The organism is Kitasatospora sp. NPDC094016 (genome assembly GCF_040304045.1).
Classification (GTDB): domain Bacteria; phylum Actinomycetota; class Actinomycetes; order Streptomycetales; family Streptomycetaceae; genus Kitasatospora.
Genome location: NZ_JBEOUK010000007.1, coordinates 219,910 through 242,726, shown reverse-complemented (window position 1 = coordinate 242,726; position 22,817 = coordinate 219,910). Strand labels below are relative to the sequence as shown.

The window sequence follows — 22,817 nt, the reverse complement described above, 5'->3', positions numbered from 1 at the left end:
AGGATCCTGCGGCCCTGCGGCGCCATCCGGTTCTCCCGGATCTCGAACATTGCACCCCTTGAGCTGGGGTGTTGCAACGATCCCTAGAACCTAAGACCGGTGCGGGGCCCTTTCGGCGTTTCCCGGTGCCCGGAGGGTCACCGGCGGTTCCCGGTGGACTACTTGGGGACCTCGGCGACCGCGCGCAGGTCGCGGGTGTCGGCGGCGAGCTTGTCCAGGTCCGGCTTGGTGCTCGGGTCGGCCACCGTCATGACCATCACCAGGCCGCTGCTGTCGGCCCAGGAGCAGATGCCCATCGTGGTCCCGGCCTCGTCCTCGCCGCCGGTGACCACGGCGCACTCCATCGAGCCGCCCTTGGGGCCGGCGTCCACCACGTGCCGGTCGCTGAGCTTGCGGCCGGTGGAGGCCATGCCCTGGAACGCCTGGTTCAGTTCCTGCTTCGGCGCCAGGACCTTGCCGTAGCCCCCGAACACGACCAGCTGCGGGGCCGACTGCGCGTTCTGGTAGAGGGCGCCCACCCCGGTGGGGTTCCAGTTGCCGTCGCCCTTGCCGAAGCTGGAGGTGAGCCCCTTCTCCAGGGTGTCGGCGACCTGGGGGTCGTCGCTCTGGCGCAGGTCCTTGAACGTGGCCGGCAGGACGATCTTCTGGGTGCCCGCGCTGCTGGCGACGTCGTAGACGAAGTAGGCGAGCGTGCCGCCGCCCAGCAGCACGAAGGCGCCGACCACGCCGAGCACGGTCCAGAGCGTCCTGCGGGACTTGCGCGGCGGCGGCACCGGCGGGTAGGCGCCGTACCCCGGGTAGGCACCCGGCTCGCCGACCGGCGGGTAGCCGGGCGGCGGGCTCTGCGGCGGGATGCCGCCGTAGCCCGGCGGGGCCGGCGGGGGCGGCGGTGCGTCGTGTCCCGGCTGCGGCGGGGGGCCGTAGGGGTTCTGCTCGGTCACGCGAGGCCTCTCTGATGGCGATGCCCGGGCGCCGCCCGGCGCGGCCGGCGGCGGCGGGGACGTGGTGGTGACGTGTGGTGACGTGTGGTGGCGCGGCGGGGCGGTGCCCGGGTTACCCGGCGACGACCATGGCGTCGCGGATCGCCCGGGTCCTGTCCGCGGCCTGGGCCGGGGTGAGGCCCTGGACGCCGCCGGTCAGACTGATCTTGCTGAAGGTGATCCGGCCGGTGGTGGACTTGTCCGCCCACACGCAGACCGTGGGCCCGGCCTTGCCCGCGATGACGCCGGCCACACCGCAGGCGAGCTTCGCCGAGGAGCTGTGGCCGTCCTGCGCCGGGAAGTCCGTCAGCGGCGTGGACCAGGTCAGCCCGCCGCTGTCCTTCCTCGAGTCGTCGATGATCTGGCCGGGGTCGTTGAGCTCCCCGTAGACACCGACCACGGAGAGCGTGTCGAGGGCGTCGGAGCCCTTGCTGTAGCTGGCCGCCAGCACGTTGAGGTTCTTGCCGAACTTCGCCGCCTCGGGCTTGGCCGGGTCGACGGCCTCCTCCTTGGCCGACTTCTGGGTGTAGCCGTCCGGCAGCGACTGCGGCGCGGAGATCCTGTACCGGCCGCCCTGGTCGTCGCCGAGGAACGTCCACGCGGCGAAACCGCCGCCGCCCAGCACCAGCGCGCCCACGACCAGGCCGACCACCAGGCCGGTCCGGCCCTTCTTCGGCGGCGGGTAGCCCGGCTGGCCGTACGGGGCCTGCGGCGGGTAGCCGTACGGCTGCTGCGGGGCACCGTAGGGCGGCTGGGGAGCGCCGTAGGGCTGGCCGTCCTGCGGCGGGTAGCCGTACTGGGGCGGCTGCTGCGGGGCGCCGTAGAGCGGCGGTGGCTGCGGCGGGCCGTACGGGGGCTGGCCCCCGTACGGTTGAGGCTGTCCCTGCGGTTGTCCCTGCGGATACTGCTGGCCCTGGCCGTACATCTGCGTCCGTGCTCCCCCGCCGCACCCGCGGCCTGTCGTCGTGTCGTCCCGGGGTCCGTGCGGACACCGGACGAGTGCCCGGGAACGGTACCGTACGGGTGTCCGCCTCCGAGCCGATCGGGCGGGTCGCGTCCGCGCGGGGAAAGCGGTTCGTAACACGTGCCCGCGGTTACGTAAACTGTGCGTCGTGACCGACACGACGAACCAGCACCCCGTGAGCACCTTTGCCGGGGACGAAGCAGCAACTCTCCCGACGACCTACACCCCCGCGGACGTAGAGGGCGAGCTGTACGAGCGCTGGGTAGAGCGTGGCTACTTCACCGCGGACGCCAAGAGCGACAAGCCCCCGTTCACCATCGTCATCCCCCCGCCGAACGTGACCGGCAGCCTGCACCTGGGCCACGCCTTCGAGCACACGCTGATCGACGCGCTGGTCCGCCGCAAGCGGATGCAGGGCTACGAGGCGCTGTGGCAGCCCGGAATGGACCACGCCGGCATCGCCACCCAGAACGTGGTCGAGCGCGAGCTCGCCAAGGAGGGCAAGTCCCGCCACGACCTGGGCCGGGAGGCCTTCGTCGAGCGTGTCTGGAAGTGGAAGGCGGAGTCCGGCGGCCAGATCTCCGGCCAGATGCGCCGCCTGGGCGACGGTGTGGACTGGTCCCGCGAGCGATTCACCATGGACGAGGGCCTGTCCCAGGCCGTCCAGACCATCTTCAAGAAGCTCTTCGACGACGAGCTGATCTACCGGGCCGAGCGCATCATCAACTGGTGCCCGCGCTGCCTGACCGCCATCTCGGACATCGAGGTGGAGTACCAGGACGACGACGGCGAGCTGGTCTCGATCCGCTACGGCGAGGGCGACGCCTCGATCGTCGTCGCCACCACCCGCGCCGAGACGATGCTGGGCGACACCGCGGTCGCCGTCCACCCGGACGACGAGCGCTACCGCCACCTGGTCGGCACCGAGATCGAGCTGCCGCTGACCGGCCGTCGGATCCCGGTGGTCGCCGACGCCCACGTCGACCCGGAGTTCGGCACCGGCGCCGTCAAGGTGACGCCCGCGCACGACCCGAACGACTTCGAGATCGGCCAGCGGCACGGCCTGCCCTCGGTCGCCGTCATGGACGAGCACGCGGTCATCACCGTGCACGGTCCGTTCCTCGGCCTGGACCGGCTGGAGGCCCGCTCGGCGATCGTCGCCGCGCTGCGCGCCGACGGCCGGATCGTCGCCGAGAAGCGCCCGTACGTCCACTCGGTCGGCCACTGCTCGCGCTGCAAGACCACCATCGAGCCGCGGCTGTCCATGCAGTGGTGGGTCAAGGTCGGCCCGCTCGCGAAGGCCGCCGGCGACGCGGTCCGCGACGGCAGGGTCAAGATCCACCCGCAGGAGATGGAGAAGCGCTACTTCGACTGGGTCGACAACCTGCACGACTGGTGCATCTCGCGCCAGCTGTGGTGGGGCCACCGCATCCCGGTCTGGTACGGCCCGAACGGCGAGGTCGTCTGCGTCGGCCCGGACGAGCAGCCGCCCACCGGCGAGGGCTGGCACCAGGACAACGACGTCCTGGACACCTGGTTCTCCTCCGGACTGTGGCCGTTCTCCACGCTCGGCTGGCCGGAGCAGACCGAGAGCCTGGCGAAGTTCTACCCGAACTCCGTCCTGGTCACCGGTTACGACATCCTGTTCTTCTGGGTCGCCCGGATGATGATGTTCGGCCTCTACGCGATGGACGGCACCCCGCCGTTCCACACCATCGCGCTGCACGGCATGGTCCGTGACCAGAACGGCAAGAAGATGTCGAAGTCCTTCGGCAACGTGGTCAACCCGCTGGACTGGATGGACAAGTACGGTTCGGACGCGCTGCGCTTCACGCTGGCGCGCGGTGCCAACCCGGGCGTCGACGTGCCGATCGGCGAGGACTGGGTCCAGGCGGCCCGCAACTTCGCCAACAAGATCTGGAACGCCACCCGCTTCGCGCTGATGAACGGCGCCACCGTCGAGGGCCCGCTGCCCGCGCCGGAGGAGCTGACCGCGACCGACCGCTGGATCCTGTCGCGCCTGAACAGCACCGTCGCCGAGGTGGACGCGCTGTACGAGGACTACCAGTTCTCCAAGCTGTCCGAGGCGCTGTACCACTTCGCCTGGGACGAGGTCTTCGACTGGTACGTCGAGCTGTCCAAGACCACCCTGGCCAAGGGCGGCCCGCAGGCCGACGCCGCGCGCCGGGTGCTCGGCGAGGTCCTGGACGTCACGCTGCGGCTGCTGCACCCGATCGTGCCCTTCGTCACCGACACCCTGTGGACCACGCTCACCGGCGCCGAGTCGCTGGTCATCGCCGACTGGCCGACGGACAGCGGTTACCGCGACGCCGAGGCCGAGGCCGAGATCGCCACGCTGCAGCAGGTGGTCACCGAGGTCCGCCGGTTCCGCTCGGACCAGGGCCTCAAGCCGGGCCAGCGCGTCCCGGCGAAGCTGGAGCTGGACGGCACCGTGCTGGCCGTCCACGAGGACGCGATCCGCTCGCTGCTGCGGCTGACCGTCCCCGAGGAGGGCTTCGCGGCCACCGCCTCGCTCCCGGTCGCCGGGGCCACCGTCGCGCTCGACCTCTCCGGCACCATCGACGTCGCGGCGGAGCGCAAGCGCCTCGCCAAGGACCTCGCGGCCGCCGAGAAGGAGAAGGCGCAGACCACGGCCAAGCTCGGCAACGAGGCGTTCCTCGCCAAGGCGCCGGACGACGTGGTCGCCAAGATCCGGGGCCGTCAGGAGGCCGCCGAGGCCGACATCGCCCGGATCACCGCCCAGCTCGCGGCGCTGCCGCAGGGCTGAGCCCGCACCGGTCCGTGAGGGGCCGCACTCCGCGACGCGCGGGGTGCGGCCCCTCCGGCGTTTCCGGGCGGCTCGGCCGGGCACGACGGCGGTGTTCTTTTTGCTACGCCTAATAGCCCAGCAGCATTGCTCCCTTCCGGCGAATATTCATCCTGGACCGGGTGAGGTCCTATTCCTTCCGAATTCATTCCGGTCTTGCCCGCGCGGGTTCGCGGAAGTTTGCAGGTCGGATGTGTACGGTGTGCACGGAGTTTCTGACGGGTGTTTCTGCTGAGCGTTCCTGCTGAGCCGACGGACGGGAGGGCATGGCGTGGTGGTGACCGAGGAATTGGCCGACGAACTGCCTGCCGAGGCGGTGGAGGAGGCCAAGGCCAGGGCGGCGACCCTGCTGCTGGCGTTCCGCCACGGCAACCAGCTCGCGTTCGACCACGAGCTGGACCTGCTCCTCGCCGAGCGCGCCGAGCGCGAGGTGACCACCCTGCTCGCCTGGATCGCCGCCGAGGCCGTCCGCAAGGCGTACGCGCCCGAGGTCGGAGACCGGGTGCTGCGGGCGATGGCCCGGCGCGCCCCGGCCGACAACGGCGCGGTCGCGGTGGACGAGGAGAGCGCGGACGCCGCCCGGCTGATCGAGGCGGTGGCCGCCGGTGAGGTGGCCGAGGTGCGCGGCCTGGTCGCCTCGACCGCCGACACCACCTTCCTGCTCGGCGGTCTGCTCCAGGGCGTCGCGATGATGCTGCCGCTGCTGCCCGAGGGCGAACTGGCCGAGATCACCGCCGAGTTGCGCCGCCGGCACGGCGGGCCCGCAGCACACGTCCCGGAGGCCCGGGCCGGGGTCTGAACCCCGGTCCGGGCAGGGGGCGTCACGGCATGGCGTGCAGGTGCGCGCCGATGGTGCCCGCGACCGGGTTGCCCGCCTTGGCGTCCCAGTTGGTCGACCAGGTCATCGCCCCGCCGATGCCCGGCCAGGTGGTGTCGGGCTTGTAGCCGCCGCAGTTGGTGCCGGCGGCCAGGCAGTCCAGCGCGTTGTCGACCACGCTCGGGCTGACGTACCCGCCGCCCGCCGCGCTGGTGGAGGCCGGCACGCCGAGCCCCACCTGGTCGGGCCGCAGCCCGCCCTTGAGCTGGATGCAGGCCAGCCCGGTGAGGAAGTCCTCGGTGCCCTGCGAGTAGACGTTGCCGTCGCAGCCGTTCATGGCGCCGGAGTTGTAGTACTGCATGTTGACGATGGTGAGGATGTCCTTCACGTTCAGCGCCAGCTTGAAGTACTCCATGCCGGTCGACTGCATGTCGATGGTCTGTGGCGCCATGGTGAGGACGAACCCGTTGCCGCTCTTCGCGGCCAGCGAGTGCAGCGCCTGGCCCAGGTAGACGGAGTTGACACCGTTCTCCAGGTCGATGTCGATCCCGTCGAAGCCGTAACCCTGCATCAGCCCCCACGCGGTGCTCGCGAAGTTGGCCGCCGAGGTCGGGTCGCTCACCGACACCGTGCCGTTCTGCCCGCCGACCGAGAGCACCACCTTCTTGCCGGCCGCCCGCTTGGCCGCGATGTCGGCCTTGAACTGGGCGTCGGTGTAGCCGCCGAGGCGGGAGGAGAGGGCGGGGTCCAGGGTGAAGCCCAGCCCGCCCGGCGTGGTGGTGGCGTCGGCGAAGGAGACCGCGATGATGTCGTAGGCGGCCGGGACGTCGCTGATCCGCTGGACGGTGGCGCCGTTGTCGAAGTTCTGCCAGTAGCCGGTCAGGATGTGCTTGGGCAGGCCGGGAGGCTTGCCGGTCGAGGTGGCGGTCGGGCTTGCGGTGCCGGTGCCCGTGGGGGAGGGGCTGCCGGTGGGGCTCGGGGACGTGGTGGCGGTCGGGCTCTGGGAGGGCTGCGGGCCGCCCGGGCCGATCAGCGAGACGTCGTCGGCGAGGAAGGCGGGCTGCCCGTACCAGCCGTGCAGGTAGACGGTGACGCTGGTGGTGCCCGGGCCGGTGGTGAAGCCGGTGCTCAGCTGGGCCCAGCCGGCGGAGTTCGTCCAGGTGCCGGGGTCGGTGCCGCCGGTGCCGCGGGCGCCCAGGTAGACGTACGAGCCCTGGACCCAGGAGCTCAGCGTGTACGTCGAGGAGGGCTGCACGGCGACGGTCTGGGTGCACTCGCCGGTGTCGCCCGAGCCCGGGGTGGACGTCAGGGCGTAGCGGCCGGAGTGCACGGTCGTGCTCTGGACGGCGCCGTTGCCGCAGGACCAGCCGGACAGGGTGCCGGTCTCGAAGCCGCCGTTGGTGATCAGGTCGGGGTCGGCGGCCTGGGCGCCGGTGCCGGTGGCGAGGGCGAGTCCGCTCAGGCCGAGGGCGACGGCGCAGGCCCCGGCGAGCAGGGTGTGGACGGCGCGCGGGCGCCGGTGTCGGGCAGGTGGCATGACTCCATCTCCTGTGGGGGAGGCCCGGCGGCGCGCCTGGGTGGTGGGGGTGGAGCGCCGTCCGGGGTGTCGATGGTGCGCGTGCGGGAGCTACCGACAACTCAAGTCCCTGTTGGGGAAGGAGACTTGACTCACAAGGTGGAGTAGACCAATCCGGCTGTCAAGAGGGCGCTAGGCGGCCGACGGCCGCGCGCTGGAGCCGGCCGTTCCGGGATCGGCCGGTTCGGCCGGTTCGGCGACCGCGGCGGTGAGCGCGGCGATCCGCGCCGAGGCCAGGCCGTCGCCGTACGGGCTCGGGGTGGCCGCGAGCCGGGCGAGCCGCTCGGGGGTGTCGGCCAGCCAGGCCCGGGCCAGCTCGCCCAGGTCCTCGTCGGGGCCCACCAGCGCGGCGAAGCCCGCCGCCACCGCCTCCGGACGTTCGGTGGAGCGGCGCACCACCAGCAGCGGGCGGCCGAGCACGGTGCACTCCTCCTGCACGCCGCCGGAGTCGGAGACCAGCAGCGCGGCGTGGCTCGCCAGACCCAGGAAGTCGGCGTACCCGACCGGCCCGGTGACGGCCAGGCGCTCCAGCAGGGCGTCCAGTGCGAAGCGCTCGACGGCGGCCCGGGTGCGCGGGTGCATCGGGAACAGCACCGGGGTGCCAGCCCGGGCGATCCGGTCCAGTTCGGCCAGCACGGCGCCCAGTGCCTCGGCGGTGTCGGTGTTCTCCGGGCGGTGCACGGTGGCCAGCACGTAGCCGTCCGGGCGCAGCCCGTGCGCGGCGAGCAGCGCGGCGCGGTCGGCCGCGGCCGGCAGCTGGCGGCGGACCACCTCGACGACGGTGTTGCCGGTGAGCGCGATCCGCTCCTCGGCGAGGGCCTCGGCCCGCAGGTTGGCGACGTTGTCCCCGGTGGCGGCGCAGAGCAGGTCGGAGACGTGGTCGACCATCACCCGGTTGTGCTCCTCGGGCATCGCCCGGTCGAAGCTGCGCAGCCCGGCCTCGACGTGCACCAGCGGGATCTCCCGGGCGTTGGCGGCCAGTGCCCCGGCGAGGGTGGCGTTGGTGTCGCCCTGGACGACCACGGCGGCGGGGCGGTCCTCGGCGAAGGCGGCGTCCAGCTGGCCCAGGGACTGGGCGATCTGGCCGGCCCGGGGGCGCCCGCCGACGCCGGTGAGCAGCTCGGGGCGGGGCAGGTCGAGGTCGCGCAGGAAGCGGCCGGACATCGCCTCGTCCCAGTGCTGGCCGGTGTGCACCAGGCGGGTGGCGTCGCCGAGTTCGTGGATCAGCGGGGCGAGCTTGACGAGTTCGGGGCGGGTGCCGAGGACGACGGCGACGCTGGCGGGGGGAAGGCACATGCTCATGGGGAGGCTCCGAGGGGGTGGGGCTGCTCAGGGCGCGGGCGCGGGGCTCAGGACCGGGGCTCAGGACTCGAGGGCGGTGGGGGCGCCGAGGGCGACCTTCTCGGCGTTGCGCCGGGTCTTGGCCCAGCCGTTGCGGCCGAGCAGCATCCGGGCGGCGGCCCGGGTGGCGACCACGAAGAGGTGGTAGGCGTAGAGCCAGATCAGGACGCCCCAGAGCAGTCCGGTGAGCCGGCCGCGGTCGGGGTGGACGAGCCGGCGGTAGGCGAAGCCCCAGAGCATCATCGGCAGGGTGGCGACCGCGAAGGCGAGCAGCATCCACGGGCCGAACCTGACGTGGAAGTCGGCGGTTTCGGCGGGGAAGAGCACCAGTCCGGCCGCGGTGATCCCGAGCGAGAGCGGGAACAGCAGGACCAGCAGGACGCAGACGACGGGCTGGAGGAAGGTGTACAGCACCTCGGCCTTGCCGGACCAGGTGTAGAAGGGGGAGCGCAGCACCCGGCCGGTGTAGCGCAGGCACTGCATGTTGCCCTGGGCCCAGCGGGTGCGCTGGGTGAGGAAGCGGCGCAGCGAGATCAGGCCCTCCTGGGAGACCTGGGTCTCGGTGACGTGGGTGAGCCGCCAGCCGGCCAGGCGCAGGTCGAGGCCGGACTCGTAGTCCTCCAGCAGGGCGCGCTCGGGCCAGGGGCGGCCGGCCCGGCCCTCCTCGGCGGTGAGCGAGTCGAGGGCGGTGAGGCGGACGAACTGGCCGTTCCCGCCGAGGCCGACGCTGCCGGTGCGGCGGCGCAGCAGCTGCATGCCGGCGTTGTTGGCCTGGAACTCGATGTCCTGCATCCGGACCAGCGCGCGGGCGAACGCGTTGGCGCCGCGGCCGCGGCCGGGCAGCGGGAGTTCGTCGTCGGCGTTGCGCATCCGCACGCCGATCTGGACGGCGCCGGTGTCGGGGCGGCCGAGTGCCTTGGCGTTGCAGACCTGGGGGAGGGTGCCGGGGTCGAGCCGTCCGTCGGCGTCGACGACGCCGATCACCACGCGGGAGCGGTCGGTGTCCTCGGGCAGCCAGGCGGTGATCTCGCGGTAGGCGGCGTTGAGGGCGGCGCCCTTGCCGATCCGGGCGTGCGGGCGGCGGCGCTGGACGAGGTGGACGCGGTCGTCGTGGGCCGCGGCGGCGAGGACGAGGTCGCGGGTGGCGTCCTCGCTGTCGTCGTCGATCACCCACAGGTGGGCTTCGGGTGCGTTCTCGCGCAGGCCGGCCAGGGTCTGGGTGACCACGGCCTCCTCGTCGCGGCAGGGGATCACCAGGTGCCACTGGAAGGCGGCCGGGTCGCCGGGCTCGGCGGGCCGGTTGTGCCGGAAGGCGTGCCGGGAGCCGGCCCAGTACAGGAGGAAGCGTCCGAAGACGAAGGCCATGTAGCCGACGAGCGCCAGTGAGACCAGTCCGGCGAACCAGACGACGGCGTCCTGGCGGAGCACGATCCAGTCGTGCAGAGCGTCGGGCATGGCGTGGTGCTCCTCGTGATCAAAGGCGGTGCGGCTCCAGGGGGTGCGAATCGATGCTCCGTTGCGGTTCAAACTCGCCAAAGAGATAGTAAAGGGGGCAAATTGGAAACCCCGACCAAAGTGGTCGTTCTCACCCCGTGAGGACGGCCCGCGAACCCTCCGTAGACTGTGGTCGTGAGCGACAAGGCCGACCCGAATCCGTACACCCTCCGCCCCGCCGACGGCGACACCGACGACACCCTGCGCGATGTCGAGGTGGAGCTCTCCAAGCGCTGGCCGGAGAACAAGCTGGAGCCCTCGCTCGACCGGATCGAGGCGCTGATGGACATCCTGGGCCAGCCCCAGCGGTCCTTCCCCTCCATCCACATCACCGGGACCAACGGCAAGACCTCCACCGCCCGGATGATCGAGCAGCTGCTCAACACCTTCGAACTGCGCACGGGCCGCTACACCAGCCCGCACGTGGAGAGCGTCACCGAGCGGATCACCCTGGACGGCGCCCCGATCACCCCCGAGCGCTTCGTCGAGGTCTACCGCGACATCGAGCCGTACGTGCGGATGGTCGACGCGGCGCAGCCGGTGCCGATGTCCTTCTTCGAGGTGCTGACCGGCATGGCCTACGCCGCCTTCGCCGACGCCCCCGTGGACGTCGCCGTGGTCGAGGTCGGCATGGGCGGCTCCTGGGACGCCACCAACGTCATCGACGCCGCCGTCGCCGTGATCACCCCGATCGGGCTGGACCACACCGACAAGCTCGGCGAGACCACCGGTGAGATCGCGGTCGAGAAGTCCGGGATCATCAAGTCCGGAGCCGTCGCCGTCGTCGCCCAGCAGCAGCTGGACGCCGCCCAGAACATCCTGCGGCGCGCCGTCGAGGTCGACGCCACGGTGGCCCGCGAGGGCATGGAGTTCGGCGTGATCCGCCGTGAGCTCGGCGTCGGCGGCCAGCTGGTGACGCTGCGCGGGCTCGGCGGCGAGGAGTACGAGGACGTCTTCATCCCGCTGCACGGCGAGCACCAGGCGCACAACGCGGTGCTGGCGCTGGCCGCGGTCGAGGCCTTCTTCGGCGTCGGCGGCGCCCGCGGCGGGCAGCTCGACGTGGACAAGGTCCGCCAGGCCTTCTCCGGCGTCTCCTCGCCCGGCCGCCTGGAGGTCGTGCGCCGCAGCCCCACGATCATCCTGGACGCCGCGCACAACCCGCACGGCGCCCGCGCCACCGTCGCCGCCCTGGGCGAGTCCTTCGGCTTCACCCGGCTCGTCGGCGTGATCGGCACCTCCGGGGACAAGGACGTGGCCGGCGTGCTGGAGGCCTTCGAGCCGATCCTCGCCGAGGTCGTCATCACCCAGAACTCCACCCACCGCGCGATGGACGTCGACGAGTTGGCGGCGCTGGCCGTCGACATCTTCGGCGAGGACCGCGTCCAGGTCGAGCCCCGGCTCGACGACGCCATCGCGGCCGCCGTCACCCTCGCCGAGGAGGAGGGCGACCTCGGCGGCGCCGGGGTGCTGGTCACCGGTTCGGTCATCACGGTGGGCGAGGCCCGCCTGCTGCTCGGGAGGAAGTGACATGAGGACCCTCTGCTCCTCGACCCTGATCGGCGAGGCGCTCCTGGCCATGTTCGCCGCGCTGGTCGCGATGCAGCTGTCCAGCGTCTCCACGGCCACGATCTGGATCGTCACCGGGATCGTCATGGCGCTGTGCATCGCGCTCTGCGGCATGATCAACCGCCCCGGTGCGGTGGCCGTCGGCTGGGCGCTGCAGATCGGCCTGATCGCCAGCGGCTTCATCCTGCCGACCATGTTCGGCCTCGGTGTGGTCTTCGCCGGCCTGTGGTGGTGCTCGGTGCACTACGGCCGCAAGGTGGACGAGTTCAAGGCCGCCCGGGCCGCCGCCGAGGCGGCCGCCGTACCGGTCTAGGGCCCGGACCGGCGGGCCGACACGCCGCACACGCAAGGTAATCTCTGCCGTGTCGGCTCCCGCCCGTCGGCCCGACTGCCTTGCCGTACCGAATCCCCAGGAGACGCACCGTGTCCCAGCGCACTCTCGTCCTGCTCAAGCCCGACGCCGTCCAGCGTGGCCTGGCCGGCGAGATCATCAGCCGCATCGAGCGCAAGGCCGGCTGGCGGCTCACCGCCGTCGAGCTGCGCACCTTCGACCGGGCGACGCTGGAGCAGCACTACGCGGAGCACGTCGGCCGCCCGTTCTACGAGCCGCTGCTGGAGTTCATGACCTCCGGCCCGTCGATCGCGCTGATCGTCGAGGGCGAGGAGGTCGTGCGCGGCATCCGGATGCTGGCCGGTGCGACCAACCCGCTGGAGGCCGGGGCCGGTACCATCCGCGGCGACTACGCGACGATCACCCGCGAGAACCTGATCCACGCCTCGGACTCCCCGGAGTCGGCCGAGCGCGAGATCAAGATCTTCTTCCCGGCGCACGCCTGAGTCCAGCCGGGCGACACGCCCGAGGGACCTTGGCACTGCCCCGGTCGGGACCATTGGCCCGGCCGGGGCACTTTTATCGTGAAATAAGCAACCAGAGCCGCCGACACGGCGTCCCAATGCCCGGAGAAGCGAACACGCTCCGGACAATGGACGGTATGCCCCGCATCGACGTCCGTACCGCGCCGCGTGACTACGATGGACGCGACTCAAGGGCCCGGTAAGGCAGCTCAGCTGGCTCCGCCCGAGCGTGGGCGCGCTCTCGTCCAACCCCCATGAACTCCGAGCCCGGGAAGGCAACCACACCCCATGGCGAGCAACCTGTCGTTCATCGGCCGCGACTTGGCGATCGACCTTGGAACTGCCAACACGCTGGTGTACGTCAGGGGCAAGGGGATCGTCCTCAACGAGCCGTCCGTCGTCGCGGTGAACACCAACACCGGCGGCATCCTGGCGGTCGGTGCCGAGGCGAAGAAGATGATCGGCCGGACGCCGGGCAACATCGTCGCCATCCGCCCGCTCAAGGACGGCGTGATCGCCGACTTCGAGATCACCGAGCGGATGCTCCGCTACTTCATCCTCAAGATCCACCGCCGCCGCTACCTCGCCCGCCCCCGGGTCGTGGTCTGCGTGCCCTCCGGCATCACCGGAGTCGAGCGCCGCGCCGTGATCGAGGCCTCCTCGCAGGCCGGCGCCCGCCAGGTGCACATCATCGAGGAGCCGATGGCCGCCGCCATCGGCGCCGGGCTGCCCGTCCACGAGGCCACCGGGAACATGGTCGTCGACATCGGCGGCGGCACCACCGAGGTCGCGGTCATCTCCCTCGGCGGCATCGTCACCGCCCAGTCCATCCGGGTCGCCGGCGACGAGCTGGACAACGCGATCGTCCAGCACATCAAGAAGGAGTACTCGCTGCTCCTCGGCGAGCGCAGCGCCGAGCAGATCAAGATGAGCATCGGCAGCGCCTTCGGCCTGGAGGGCGAGAAGGACGAGCACGCCGAGATCCGCGGCCGCGACCTGGTCAGCGGCCTGCCCAAGACCGTGGTCATCTCCGCCGCCGAGGTCCGCGAGGCCATCGACGAGCCGGTCAACTCGATCATCGACGCCGTGAAGACCACCCTCGACCAGTGCCCGCCCGAGCTGGCCGGCGACGTGATGGACCGCGGCATCGTGCTCACCGGCGGCGGCGCCCTGCTGCGCGGCCTCGACGAGCGGCTGCGCCGCGAGACCGGCATGCCGATCCACATCGCCGAGAACCCGCTCGACTCGGTCGCGCTCGGCTCCGGCAAGTGCGTCGAGGAGTTCGAGGCGCTCCAGCAGGTACTGGACTCCTCCCCGCGCCGTTAGCACCACCGAGACATCCGACACTCAACTGAACGGGCTGCCGCCCGGGCCCCACAGCCCGGGCGGCCGACCAGGTACGAAGGGGCAGTACCAGCACCGTGAGGGACACACGAGAGAGCCGGCTGCTGCTCATCCTGCTGGTGGCCGTCGCCTTCGCGCTCGTCACCGTGGACATCAAGGGCGGTGAGAGCTCCCCCCTCGGCGGTGCCCGACACGCCGCCGCCAGCGTCCTCGGCCCGGTCGAGCGCGGAGCCGCCACCGTCGTCGACCCGGTCGCCGACACCGTCCGGGCCTTCCGCGACGCCGCGTCCAACAACGGCCGCACCGACGAGCTCGCCCGCGAGAACACCGAACTACGCCAGAGGCTCGCCTCCTCCGACATGGCCACCGGGCGCACCAAGCAGCTCGACGACCTGCTGCGCACCGCCGGCGCCGGCGGCTACACCGTCAAGGCCGCCCAGGTCATCGCGATCGGCCCGGCCCAGGGCTTCTCCTGGACCATCACCATCGACGCCGGCAGCGACGACGGCCTCACCCGCGACATGACGGTGATCAACGGTCAGGGCCTGGTCGGCCGGATCACCACCGTCGCCCCGACCACCGCCACCGTGCTGCTCGCCTCCGACCCCGGCTTCTCGGCCGGCACCCGGCTGGAGGCCAGCGGCGAGATCGGCTTCGCCTCCGGCGGCGGCACCAGCCCGATGAAGGTCTCGCTGCTCAACGGCAAGGCCCAGGTCAAGGCCGGCGACCGGCTGGTCACCTTCGGCTCGCAGAGCGGCCGCCCGTTCGTGCCCGGTGTGCCGGTCGGCAAGGTCGTCGAGGTCGAGGCCACCCCGGGCCAGCTGACCAAGACCATCCTGGTCGAGCCCTTCGTCCAGTTCACCCGGCTGGACCTGGTCGGCGTGGTGGTCGTGCCGCCGCGCGCCGACCCGCGCGACGCCGTCCTGCCGCCGGCCCCCGCCCAGGGACAGGCGGCCCAGGCCCCGACCGCGCCCGCCGCCCCGCCCGCCAAGCCCACTGGGGGGAACTGAGCCATGCGCCTCGCCCGCATCCCCGTCTCCGCCGGCCTGATCCTGCTCGGCCTGATCCTCCAGGTCAGCGTCTTCGGCCGGCTCCAGCTCCCGGGGGCCACCCCGGACATACTGCTGCTCGTCGTGGTCGGCCTGGCCCTGGTGTACGGGCCGTCCGGCGGCTGCGTCGTCGGCTTCTCGGCCGGCCTGCTCGCCGACCTCGCGCCGCCCTCCGACCACGCGATCGGCCGCTACGCGCTGGTGCTCTGCCTGATGGGCTACGCCGCCGGGCTGCTGCGCCCGGACCACGGCCGCCAGCGGTCGGTGTTCGGCGCGCTGGTGGTGGTGGCCGCCGCCGCGGTCGCCTCCACCCTGCTGTACGCGATGGTCGGCGCCCTGGTCGGCGACACCGCGGCCCGGCACGTCGGCCTCGGCGGCCTGGTGGTCAGCGCCCTGCTGTACGACGTGCTGCTGGCGCCGTTCGTGGTGCCGCTGGTGATGCTGGTCGGCCGCCGCTTCGGGCGCGACCCGGTGACCGCGGCCACCGACGACGACGAGGGCGGCTCCGGCCTGGGCACGCTGGCCCGCTACCGCACCACGCGCGACGCCTCGGCCGGCCCGTCCTACAAGAAGCGGCGCATTCCCGGCTTCGCCCGGCGCCCGTAACCGGCCCGGCCCCCGACCTCCCGACTTCCCGCATCCTGGAGCGCACGAGACGTGAGCAACATCCCCGAGACCGGCCGTACCCGGCGGGTGACGATCCGTCTGGTGGTGCTGCAGATCCTGGTCCTGTCGCTGCTCGCCACCCTCGGCGGGCGGCTGTGGTACCTGCAGATCCGCAACGCCAGCGTCTACACCGCCAAGGCGACCGGCAACCACATCCGCGAGGTGGTCGAACCGGCCGTCCGCGGCGAGATCCTGGACGCCTCCGGGCGGATCCTGGCCGGCAACGAGGCCCGGCTGGTGGTCTCGGTCAGCCGCACCTCGCTGCTGCAGCAGAAGGACGGCGGCAAGGCGGTGCTCGGCCGGCTGGCCGAGGTGCTGGGGATGCCCGCCAAGGACGTGCAGGAGAAGACCAGGCTCTGCGACGCCAAGACCCCGCAGCCCTGCTGGAACGGATCGCCCTACCAGCCGATCCCGGTCACCAAGGAGGCGACCACCCAGCAGGCGATGCAGATAATGGAACGCCGCGAGGACTTCCCCGGGGTCACCGCGCAGCCCACCGCCGTGCGCCGCTACACCGGCGCCGAGGGCGCCAACATGGCGCAGGTGCTCGGCTACCTCTCGCCGGTCACCGACGAGGAGGTCAGCAAGACCGCCTCCAAGTCCGGCCTGGACCGCTACCTGCCGGCCGACCAGATCGGCCGGGCCGGCCTGGAGTCGGTGTACGACCGCGACCTGCGCGGCACCGCCGGCATCACCCAGCTGGAGGTGGACAACCTCGGCCGGGTGATCGGCACCGCCGGCGCCGCCGCCCCGCAGACCGGCAACAACCTGGTCACCAGCATCGACGCCCGGGTGCAGAAGGTGGTCGAGGACAACCTGGCGCAGGCCATGGCCGACGCCCGGAAGACCTTCGACAAGGTCACCAACCGCAACTACGAGGCCGACTCCGGCGCCGCCGTGGTGATGGACGTCCACACCGGACGGATCGTCGCGATGGCCAGCGCGCCGACCTACGACCCCAACCTCTGGGTGGGCGGCATCACCGGCAAGGACTACCAGTCGCTGACCAGCAAGGACTCCAACTTCCCGCTGCTGAACCGGGCCATACAGGGTCAGTCCGCCCCCGGCTCGACCTTCAAGGTCGTCTCCACCACCGCCGCCGTGGAGGCCGGCTACTCGCTGGACGGGACGTACGCGTGCCCGAAGAGCATGACCATCGGCGGCCGCGAGTTCAAGAACTTCGAGAGCGAGAACTTCGGCTCCATCTCCCTGGAGAAGGCGCTGGAGGTCTCCTGCGACACCGTCTTCTACGGCCTGGCGTACGACCAGTGGATGAAGGACGGCGGCATCAAGCCGAAGAAGGAGCCGGGCGACTGGTTCTTCAAGACCGCGCACCAGTTCGGCCTCGGCGCCAAGACCGGCATCGACCTGCCCAGCGAGGTCACCGGCCGAGTGCCGGACCGGCAGTGGAAGCAGTCCTTCTACGACAACAACAAGGACGCCTGGTGCGCGCAGGCGCAGAAGGGCGGCACCAGCTTCTCCGACCAGATCGCCAAGGAGAACTGCGTCGACGGCTACCAGATGCGCGCCGGTGACGCCGTCAACTTCGCGATCGGCCAGGGTGACACGCTCGTCACCCCGGTCCAGATGGCCCGGATCTACTCGGCGCTGGCCAACGGCGGCACCTTCTACCGGCCGACCATCGCCAAGGCGGTGATAAGCCCGAGCGGGGACCTCGTCCGCGAGATCGCCCCGCACGAGGACGGCAAGTTCCCCGGCTCTCAGAAGCTGCTGAGCTACATCGACCAGGCCACCGCGGGCGTCATCACCGGCGGTACCGCCGCCTGGAAGTTCTCCGGCGCCGGCTGGCCGCAGAACAAGATCGAGCTGCACGCCAAGACCGGCACCGCCGAGGTCGAGGGCAAGCAGACCACCTCCTGGCTGACCACGTACAGCAAGGACTACGCGGTCGTCATGACGATAAGCCAGGGCGGCACCGGCTCCGGCGGCTCCGGCGACGCCGTCCGCCGGATCTACCAGGCGCTGTACGGCGTCGACGACAAGGGCAACATCGACAACGGCAAGGCGCTGCTGCCCGCGCCGCAGGCCGAACTGCCGAAGTTCAACCCGGACGGCACCGCGATCGTCAAGCAGGCGGCCTACACCGCGAACACTGCCGACACCAGCAACACCGTCGGCCCGGCGCCGGCCTTCCTGGAACAGGCGCAGGGCGAGCCCGCCCCGGCCTCGGCCTTCCTGGACCCGGCGCAGCCGAACGACCGGCCCGCCCCGGGCACCGCGGCCGACGCCGCACTCGAACCGAACCGCGGCCCGGGAAGGGGGCGGGCATGACCTCCTACGGCTCCTACCGGCAACTGCGGCTGAGCCCGCAGCGCAGCGGGGTCTCCAAGGCCCTGGCCAAGGACTCGCCGCTGTGGCGGCTGGACTGGATACTGCTGCTCGCCGCGCTCGCCCTGTCCCTCGGCAGCTCTCTGCTGGTGTGGTCGGCCACCCGCGGCCGGGACTCGCTCACCCACGGCGACCCGCAGTACTTCCTGTACCGGCACCTGACCAACCTGGTCGTCGGGCTGGTGCTGTGCTCGGTGGTGATAGGGATAGGGAGTCGGCGCTTCCGCACCCTCGTGCCGTTCCTGTACATCGGCGTGATCCTGATGCTGCTCGCCACGCTCAGCCCGCTGGGCTCGACCATCAACGGCGCGCACTCCTGGATCCAACTGGGCGGCGGCTTCTCCATCCAGCCCGCCGAGTTCGCGAAGCTGGGGATCGTGCTGGCGATGGCGGTCGTGCTGTCCGACCAGGTGGACGCGGGGGAGCGGGAGTACCCCTCGCACCGGGCGGTGTTCCGCGGCCTGGTCTGGGCCTTCCTGCCGATGTGCGTCGTGCTGCTGATGCCGGACGCCGGCTCGGTGATGGTGATGGCCGCGATCGTGCTGGGCATCCTGCTCGGCTCGGGGGCGGCCAACCGCTGGGTGCTCGGGCTGCTGGTGGCGGGCACCGGCGGGTGCGTGGCGATCTGGAAGCTCGGGGTGCTGAGCAAGTACCAGATCGACCGCTTCGCGGCCTTCGCCAACCCGCAGCTGGACCCCTCCGGCGTCGGCTACAACACCGCGCAGGCCCGGATCGCGATCGGTTCGGGCGGGCTGACCGGCAAGGGGCTGTTCCACGGGACGCAGACCACCGGGCAGTTCGTGCCGGAGCAGCAGACCGACTTCGTGTTCACGGTGGCCGGTGAGGAACTGGGCTTCGTCGGGGCGCTGGCGATCATCCTGCTGGTCGGCGTGGTGCTGTGGCGGGCCTGCCGGATCGCCCGGCAGGCGACCGACCTGTACGGGACGATCGTGGCCGCGGGGATCATCGCCTGGTTCTCCTTCCAGGCCTTCGAGAACATCGGGATGTGCCTGGGCATCATGCCGGTGGCGGGCATCCCGTTGCCGTTCGTCTCCTACGGGGGGTCGTCGATGTTCGCGGTCTGGATCGCGATCGGGCTGCTCCAGGCGGTCCGCAGTCAGCGGCCGATAGCGGCCTGAGTCGACTGTCCGTCCGCGCGTTCGTCGGTCGAGGGCCGGCCCGGGAATTTCTCGGGTCGGCCCTCGGCGTTTCTCAACCTGGCCCTGTGGGTGGGTAGTTGTCGCCCGGTTGTGGCGGGCTGCGGTCCCGGTCAGAGCAGGCAGTCGGCGGCGGTGAGCGCCGCGCGGACCTGGTGGGCCAGCTGCTCCTGGACCGGCACCCAGCGGGCGCCGAAGCGGTGGTGCAGCCGGCCCAGGCTCTCGGTGACGATGTCGCGGGCCCGGCCCCGGGCCGCCTCCACGGTCGGACCGCCGGTGTCCGCCAGCAGTCGCAGCACCGTCGACGCCACCCGCAGCGGGATCCGGGCCGCGACGATCTCGGCGGTGGTCACCCGGGACACCGTGAGCGGCTCGGCGCACCAGCGGGCCAGCCACTCCTCCGCCACCGACGGGCAGAACTCCAGCGTGAACCCGGCCGCGCGCACCAGTTCCCCGTGCGCCGCCCGGGTGTGCGCGGGCACGTGGGCCAGCAGCCCGGAGAGCTCCTCGGCGCGCTCGCGCAGCGCCCGGGCCGCGGCGCCGACCGCCCGGTCCGCCGCCGGGTGCGGACGGCCGTCGCCGACCGAGTCCACGGCCCACATCGGCACCTCCAGCACGGCCGTCACCCCGCCGTGCCGGCCGGCGTACGACCAGGTGGACAGCTCCGGCTCGTCCGGCAGCGCCCGTGACCGGCCCGCGCCGTCCGCCGGGGGCATCAGATAGGTGCCGGGGAAGGGGCTGGCCCAGCCGACCGCGTCGAAGGGGTCGACGTCCAGCGGGATGCCGGCCCGGCGCACCGAGGCGGCGAAGAGCTGGGGCAGCCCGGGCACCGGGGCGGTCAGCTGGATGAAGGCGCCGCCGAAGTCCACCCCGTGCATCGAGCACTGCAGGAACGGGCGCAGCTCGTCGATCAGGCCGGTCAGCGCCAGGCTCTCCGGCATCGGGGGCCGGCCCGCGTCGGCGGCCGGCAGCAGTTCGGGCTGCTCCTCGAACGAGGGGCGGAAGAAGTGCTCGTAGTGCCGGCGCGCGGTGAGCGGCCCGTCCAGCCAGCCCGCGTTGAGCGCGGCGCCGTCCGGGTCCAGGCAGAGCAGCAGGTGCCAGGACAGGCCGGGCCGGGTGGGGCGCGCCAGCAGCACCTCGGCCAGCCGCAGGGCGCCGGCCGTGCCGATCGGCTCGTTGGGGTGCGGGCCGCCGACGACCAGCACCGTGCGCGGGCCCCGGTCGACGGACAGCAGCAGCAGCGGGCGCCCGGCCCGCGAGCGGCCCACCTCGCGCAGCCGGCACCGCTCCGGGTGGCGCAGCGCGAGGCGCCGGGCCGCGGCCTCGGCCTGGGCCGGCGCGGGGTAGCGGGCGGCCCGGCTGCCGAGGGGTCGGGGCGGGCGGACCCGCCGGTCGGTGTCGGTCATGGCTCTCCTAGGGCGTGGCCGCGTGGCCGCGCGGCCGCCTGGCTTGTCGGGCCGCCGGGGCGCGCGGGGGCGCCGAGGGACGCGGCCGGTGGGGCCGGGGGCGGGGCCCTGCGCGCCGGGGACGGGTCGCCGGGGAGGAATCGGCGAGGGTTGAGCGTACGGCCCAACTCCCGTGTCCGGAAGGGGTGCAGAGGTCTCTGGCGGGGCCCTGTCAGTACCGCACGGGTGGTCCGGGCATGTCAACGGCGGACGGCGCCGGGCGGCGGGCGCGCACTGCGCGGGCCGGGGCGGGCCGGGGCGGGGCGGCCGCGCCGGAGCGCGGGCGGGTGCCCGGGCCGGGCGCCGGTGAGCCCGGGGGTGAGCCAGCGGGCCTTTCCCCGGATTGGGCTACCCTTGAGGGTCACCCCTCCCCGCCGTCGCCTGCCGATGCGCGCGGCACCCGAATCACGTCGTAAGGGTTCCTAGTACATGACTGTCGAATCGGTCTTCCCACGCCTGGAGGCCCTCCTCCCGCACGTCCAGAAGCCGATCCAGTACGTCGGCGGCGAGCTCAACTCGACCGTCAAGGACTGGGACGCCTGCGACGTCCGCTGGGCGCTGATGTACCCCGACGCCTACGAGGTCGGCCTGCCCAACCAGGGCGTCATGATCCTCTACGAGGTGCTCAACGAGCGCGAGGGCGTGCTCGCCGAGCGCACCTACAGCGTCTGGCCGGACCTCGAAGCGCTGATGCGCGAGCACGACGTCCCGCAGTTCACCGTGGACGCGCACCGCCCGGTGAAGGCCTTCGACGTGTTCGGCCTGTCGTTCTCCACCGAGCTCGGCTACACCAACATGCTGACCGCGCTCGACCTGGCCGGCATCCCGCTGGAGGCCAAGGACCGCACCGACGAGGACCCGATCGTCCTGGCCGGCGGCCACGCCGCGTTCAACCCCGAGCCGATCGCGGACTTCATCGACTGCGCGGTGGTCGGCGACGGCGAGCAGGCCGTGCTCGACATCACCGAGCTCGTCCGCGGCTGGAAGGCCGAGGGCCGCCCGGGCGGCCGCGACGAGCTGCTGCTGCGCCTCGCCCGCACCGGCGGGGTGTACGTGCCGAAGTTCTACGACGTGGAGTACCTGGCCGACGGCCGGATCGGCCGCGTCGTGCCGAACGCCCCGGGCGTGCCGTGGCGGGTGTCCAAGCACACCGTGATGGACCTCGACGAGTGGCCCTACCCGAAGCAGCCGCTCGTCCCGCTCGCGGAGACCGTGCACGAGCGGATGTCCGTGGAGATCTTCCGCGGCTGCACCCGCGGCTGCCGCTTCTGCCAGGCCGGCATGATCACGCGCCCCGTGCGGGAGCGAAGCATCACCGGCATCGGCGAGATGGTGGAGCGCGGGCTGAAGGCGACCGGGTTCGAGGAGGTGGGCCTGCTGTCGCTGTCCAGCGCCGACCACACCGAGATCGGGGACATCGCCAAGGGCCTGGCCGACCGCTACAGCGACGACAAGATCGGCCTGTCGCTGCCGTCCACCCGCGTCGACGCCTTCAACATCGACCTCGCCAACGAGCTGTCGCGCAACGGCCGTCGCTCGGGCCTCACCTTCGCCCCCGAGGGCGGCAGTGAGCGCATGCGCAAGGTGATCAACAAGATGGTGTCGGAGGAGGACCTGATCCGCACCGTCGCCACCGCCTACGGCAACGGCTGGCGCCAGGTGAAGCTGTACTTCATGTGCGGCCTGCCCACCGAGACCGACGAGGACGTGCTCCAGATCGGCGCGATGGCGAAGAACGTCATCCAGAAGGGCCGCGAGGTCACCGGCCAGAACGACATCCGCTGCACCGTCTCCATCGGCGGGTTCGTGCCCAAGCCGCACACCCCGTTCCAGTGGGCCCCGCAGCTGTCCGCCGAGGCCACCGACGCCCGGCTGGCCAAGCTGCGCGACTCGATCCGCGGCGACCGCAAGTACGGCAAGAACATCGGCTACCGCTACCACGACGGCAAGCCCGGCATCGTCGAGGGCCTGCTGTCCCGCGGCGACCGCCGCATCGGTGCCGTCATCCGCGCCGTCTACGAGGACGGCGGCCGCTTCGACGGCTGGCGCGAGCACTTCTCCTACGACCGCTGGATGGCCTCCGCCGAGAAGGGCCTGGCCGGCACCGGCGTCGACGTCGACTGGTACACCACCCGTGAGCGCACCTACGAGGAGGTGCTGCCCTGGGACCACCTGGACAGCGGCCTCGACAAGGACTGGCTCTGGGAGGACTGGCAGGACGCCCTGGAGGAGGTCGAGGTCGACGACTGCCGTTGGACCCCGTGCTTCGACTGCGGTGTGTGCCCTCAGATGGACCTCAAGATCCAGATCGGTCCCACCGGGAAGAAGCTGCTTCCGCTGGCCGTGGTCAACGGGGCTGCCCCGCAGGGCTAGTTGACGGCGCGGGC

The 22,817-nt window shown here is 72.1% G+C and carries 17 protein-coding genes; 11 read left to right on the top strand and 6 right to left on the bottom strand.

Translation table 11 applies throughout. The features are described from left to right. Window positions 1-158 precede the first annotated feature (158 nt). Window positions 159-941 carry a hypothetical protein gene (locus ABT015_RS10300; RefSeq protein ID WP_350878269.1) on the bottom strand — a complete coding sequence of 261 codons (783 nt, stop codon included), beginning with the start codon at window positions 939-941 and terminating at the stop codon, window positions 159-161. A 112-nt stretch (window positions 942-1,053) separates the two neighbouring features. Continuing rightward, complete coding sequence (locus ABT015_RS10295; protein WP_350878268.1) at window positions 1,054-1,905, bottom strand: hypothetical protein; 852 nt, start codon at window positions 1,903-1,905, stop codon at window positions 1,054-1,056. Between the two features lie 214 nt (window positions 1,906-2,119). On the opposite strand from ABT015_RS10295, the gene ABT015_RS10290 reads away from it, so the two are divergent. Together ABT015_RS10290 and ABT015_RS10285 are read left to right on the top strand one after the other, a co-directional pair. Beyond that, window positions 2,120-4,732, top strand: a complete 2,613-nt coding sequence (locus ABT015_RS10290; protein ID WP_350878285.1) for a valine--tRNA ligase — start codon at window positions 2,120-2,122, stop codon at window positions 4,730-4,732. 316 nt (window positions 4,733-5,048) lie between these two features. After that, complete coding sequence (locus ABT015_RS10285) at window positions 5,049-5,570, top strand: hypothetical protein (protein ID WP_350878266.1); 522 nt, start codon at window positions 5,049-5,051, stop codon at window positions 5,568-5,570. 22 nt (window positions 5,571-5,592) lie between these two features. Here the strand turns inward: ABT015_RS10285 and ABT015_RS10280 are convergent, their stop codons facing one another. From ABT015_RS10280 to ABT015_RS10270, 3 genes are all read right to left on the bottom strand, one after another. After that, window positions 5,593-7,125 (bottom strand): chitinase, encoded by a 1,533-nt coding sequence (locus tag ABT015_RS10280; protein ID WP_350878265.1) that lies wholly within the window; start codon window positions 7,123-7,125, stop codon window positions 5,593-5,595. A 171-nt stretch (window positions 7,126-7,296) separates the two neighbouring features. Next, on the bottom strand, window positions 7,297-8,460 hold the full coding sequence (wecB, locus tag ABT015_RS10275; protein ID WP_350878263.1) for a non-hydrolyzing UDP-N-acetylglucosamine 2-epimerase: 1,164 nt from the start codon (window positions 8,458-8,460) through the stop codon (window positions 7,297-7,299). Between the two features lie 66 nt (window positions 8,461-8,526). Beyond that, the gene (locus tag ABT015_RS10270) at window positions 8,527-9,870 is read right to left on the bottom strand and encodes an XrtP-associated glycosyltransferase (RefSeq protein ID WP_502897283.1); all 1,344 of its coding nucleotides are present in this window, start codon (window positions 9,868-9,870) and stop codon (window positions 8,527-8,529) included. A 264-nt stretch (window positions 9,871-10,134) separates the two neighbouring features. On the opposite strand from ABT015_RS10270, the gene folC reads away from it, so the two are divergent. From folC to rodA, 8 genes are all read left to right on the top strand, one after another. After that, window positions 10,135-11,526, top strand: a complete 1,392-nt coding sequence (folC, locus tag ABT015_RS10265) for a bifunctional tetrahydrofolate synthase/dihydrofolate synthase (protein WP_350878261.1) — start codon at window positions 10,135-10,137, stop codon at window positions 11,524-11,526. A 1-nt stretch (window position 11,527) separates the two neighbouring features. Further along, window positions 11,528-11,878, top strand: coding sequence for a DUF4233 domain-containing protein (locus ABT015_RS10260; RefSeq protein ID WP_063347563.1), 351 nt, complete (start codon window positions 11,528-11,530; stop codon window positions 11,876-11,878). Between the two features lie 110 nt (window positions 11,879-11,988). Next, a complete protein-coding gene (gene ndk / locus ABT015_RS10255) occupies window positions 11,989-12,402 on the top strand; it encodes a nucleoside-diphosphate kinase (RefSeq protein WP_063347562.1) in 414 nt (137 codons plus the stop codon). 318 nt (window positions 12,403-12,720) lie between these two features. Then, a complete protein-coding gene (locus tag ABT015_RS10250) occupies window positions 12,721-13,746 on the top strand; it encodes a rod shape-determining protein (protein WP_350878284.1) in 1,026 nt (341 codons plus the stop codon). 95 nt (window positions 13,747-13,841) lie between these two features. Continuing rightward, window positions 13,842-14,774, top strand: a complete 933-nt coding sequence (gene mreC / locus ABT015_RS10245) for a rod shape-determining protein MreC (protein WP_350878260.1) — start codon at window positions 13,842-13,844, stop codon at window positions 14,772-14,774. Window positions 14,775-14,777: 3 nt separating this feature from the next. Beyond that, window positions 14,778-15,419 (top strand): rod shape-determining protein MreD, encoded by a 642-nt coding sequence (gene mreD, locus ABT015_RS10240; RefSeq protein ID WP_350878259.1) that lies wholly within the window; start codon window positions 14,778-14,780, stop codon window positions 15,417-15,419. 51 nt (window positions 15,420-15,470) lie between these two features. After that, window positions 15,471-17,771, top strand: a complete 2,301-nt coding sequence (mrdA, locus tag ABT015_RS10235; RefSeq protein ID WP_350878258.1) for a penicillin-binding protein 2 — start codon at window positions 15,471-15,473, stop codon at window positions 17,769-17,771. Further along, the gene (gene rodA / locus ABT015_RS10230) at window positions 17,768-18,967 is read left to right on the top strand and encodes a rod shape-determining protein RodA (protein WP_063347559.1); all 1,200 of its coding nucleotides are present in this window, start codon (window positions 17,768-17,770) and stop codon (window positions 18,965-18,967) included. Before mrdA ends, rodA begins: the two co-directional genes overlap by 4 nt. Before the next feature lie 131 nt (window positions 18,968-19,098). Here the strand turns inward: rodA and ABT015_RS10225 are convergent, their stop codons facing one another. Next, window positions 19,099-20,391, bottom strand: a complete 1,293-nt coding sequence (locus ABT015_RS10225; protein ID WP_350878257.1) for a M14 family zinc carboxypeptidase — start codon at window positions 20,389-20,391, stop codon at window positions 19,099-19,101. A gap of 468 nt (window positions 20,392-20,859) precedes the next feature. Here ABT015_RS10225 and ABT015_RS10220 point away from each other — a divergent pair, with 468 nt between their 5' ends. Continuing rightward, complete coding sequence (locus tag ABT015_RS10220; protein ID WP_350878256.1) at window positions 20,860-22,803, top strand: TIGR03960 family B12-binding radical SAM protein; 1,944 nt, start codon at window positions 20,860-20,862, stop codon at window positions 22,801-22,803. Window positions 22,804-22,817 lie beyond the last annotated feature (14 nt).

Coding starts and splice junctions, on each gene's coding strand:
- ABT015_RS10295 (WP_350878268.1), bottom strand. CDS start 1,905: ATGTACGGCCAGGGCCAGCAGTATCCGCAGGGACAACCGCAGGGACAG.
- ABT015_RS10280 (WP_350878265.1), bottom strand. CDS start 7,125: ATGCCACCTGCCCGACACCGGCGCCCGCGCGCCGTCCACACCCTGCTC.
- wecB (WP_350878263.1), bottom strand. CDS start 8,460: ATGTGCCTTCCCCCCGCCAGCGTCGCCGTCGTCCTCGGCACCCGCCCC.
- ABT015_RS10270 (WP_502897283.1), bottom strand. CDS start 9,870: ATGGCCTTCGTCTTCGGACGCTTCCTCCTGTACTGGGCCGGCTCCCGG.
- ABT015_RS10260 (WP_063347563.1), top strand. CDS start 11,528: ATGAGGACCCTCTGCTCCTCGACCCTGATCGGCGAGGCGCTCCTGGCC.
- mreD (WP_350878259.1), top strand. CDS start 14,778: ATGCGCCTCGCCCGCATCCCCGTCTCCGCCGGCCTGATCCTGCTCGGC.
- rodA (WP_063347559.1), top strand. CDS start 17,768: ATGACCTCCTACGGCTCCTACCGGCAACTGCGGCTGAGCCCGCAGCGC.
- ABT015_RS10225 (WP_350878257.1), bottom strand. CDS start 20,391: ATGACCGACACCGACCGGCGGGTCCGCCCGCCCCGACCCCTCGGCAGC.
- ABT015_RS10220 (WP_350878256.1), top strand. CDS start 20,860: ATGACTGTCGAATCGGTCTTCCCACGCCTGGAGGCCCTCCTCCCGCAC.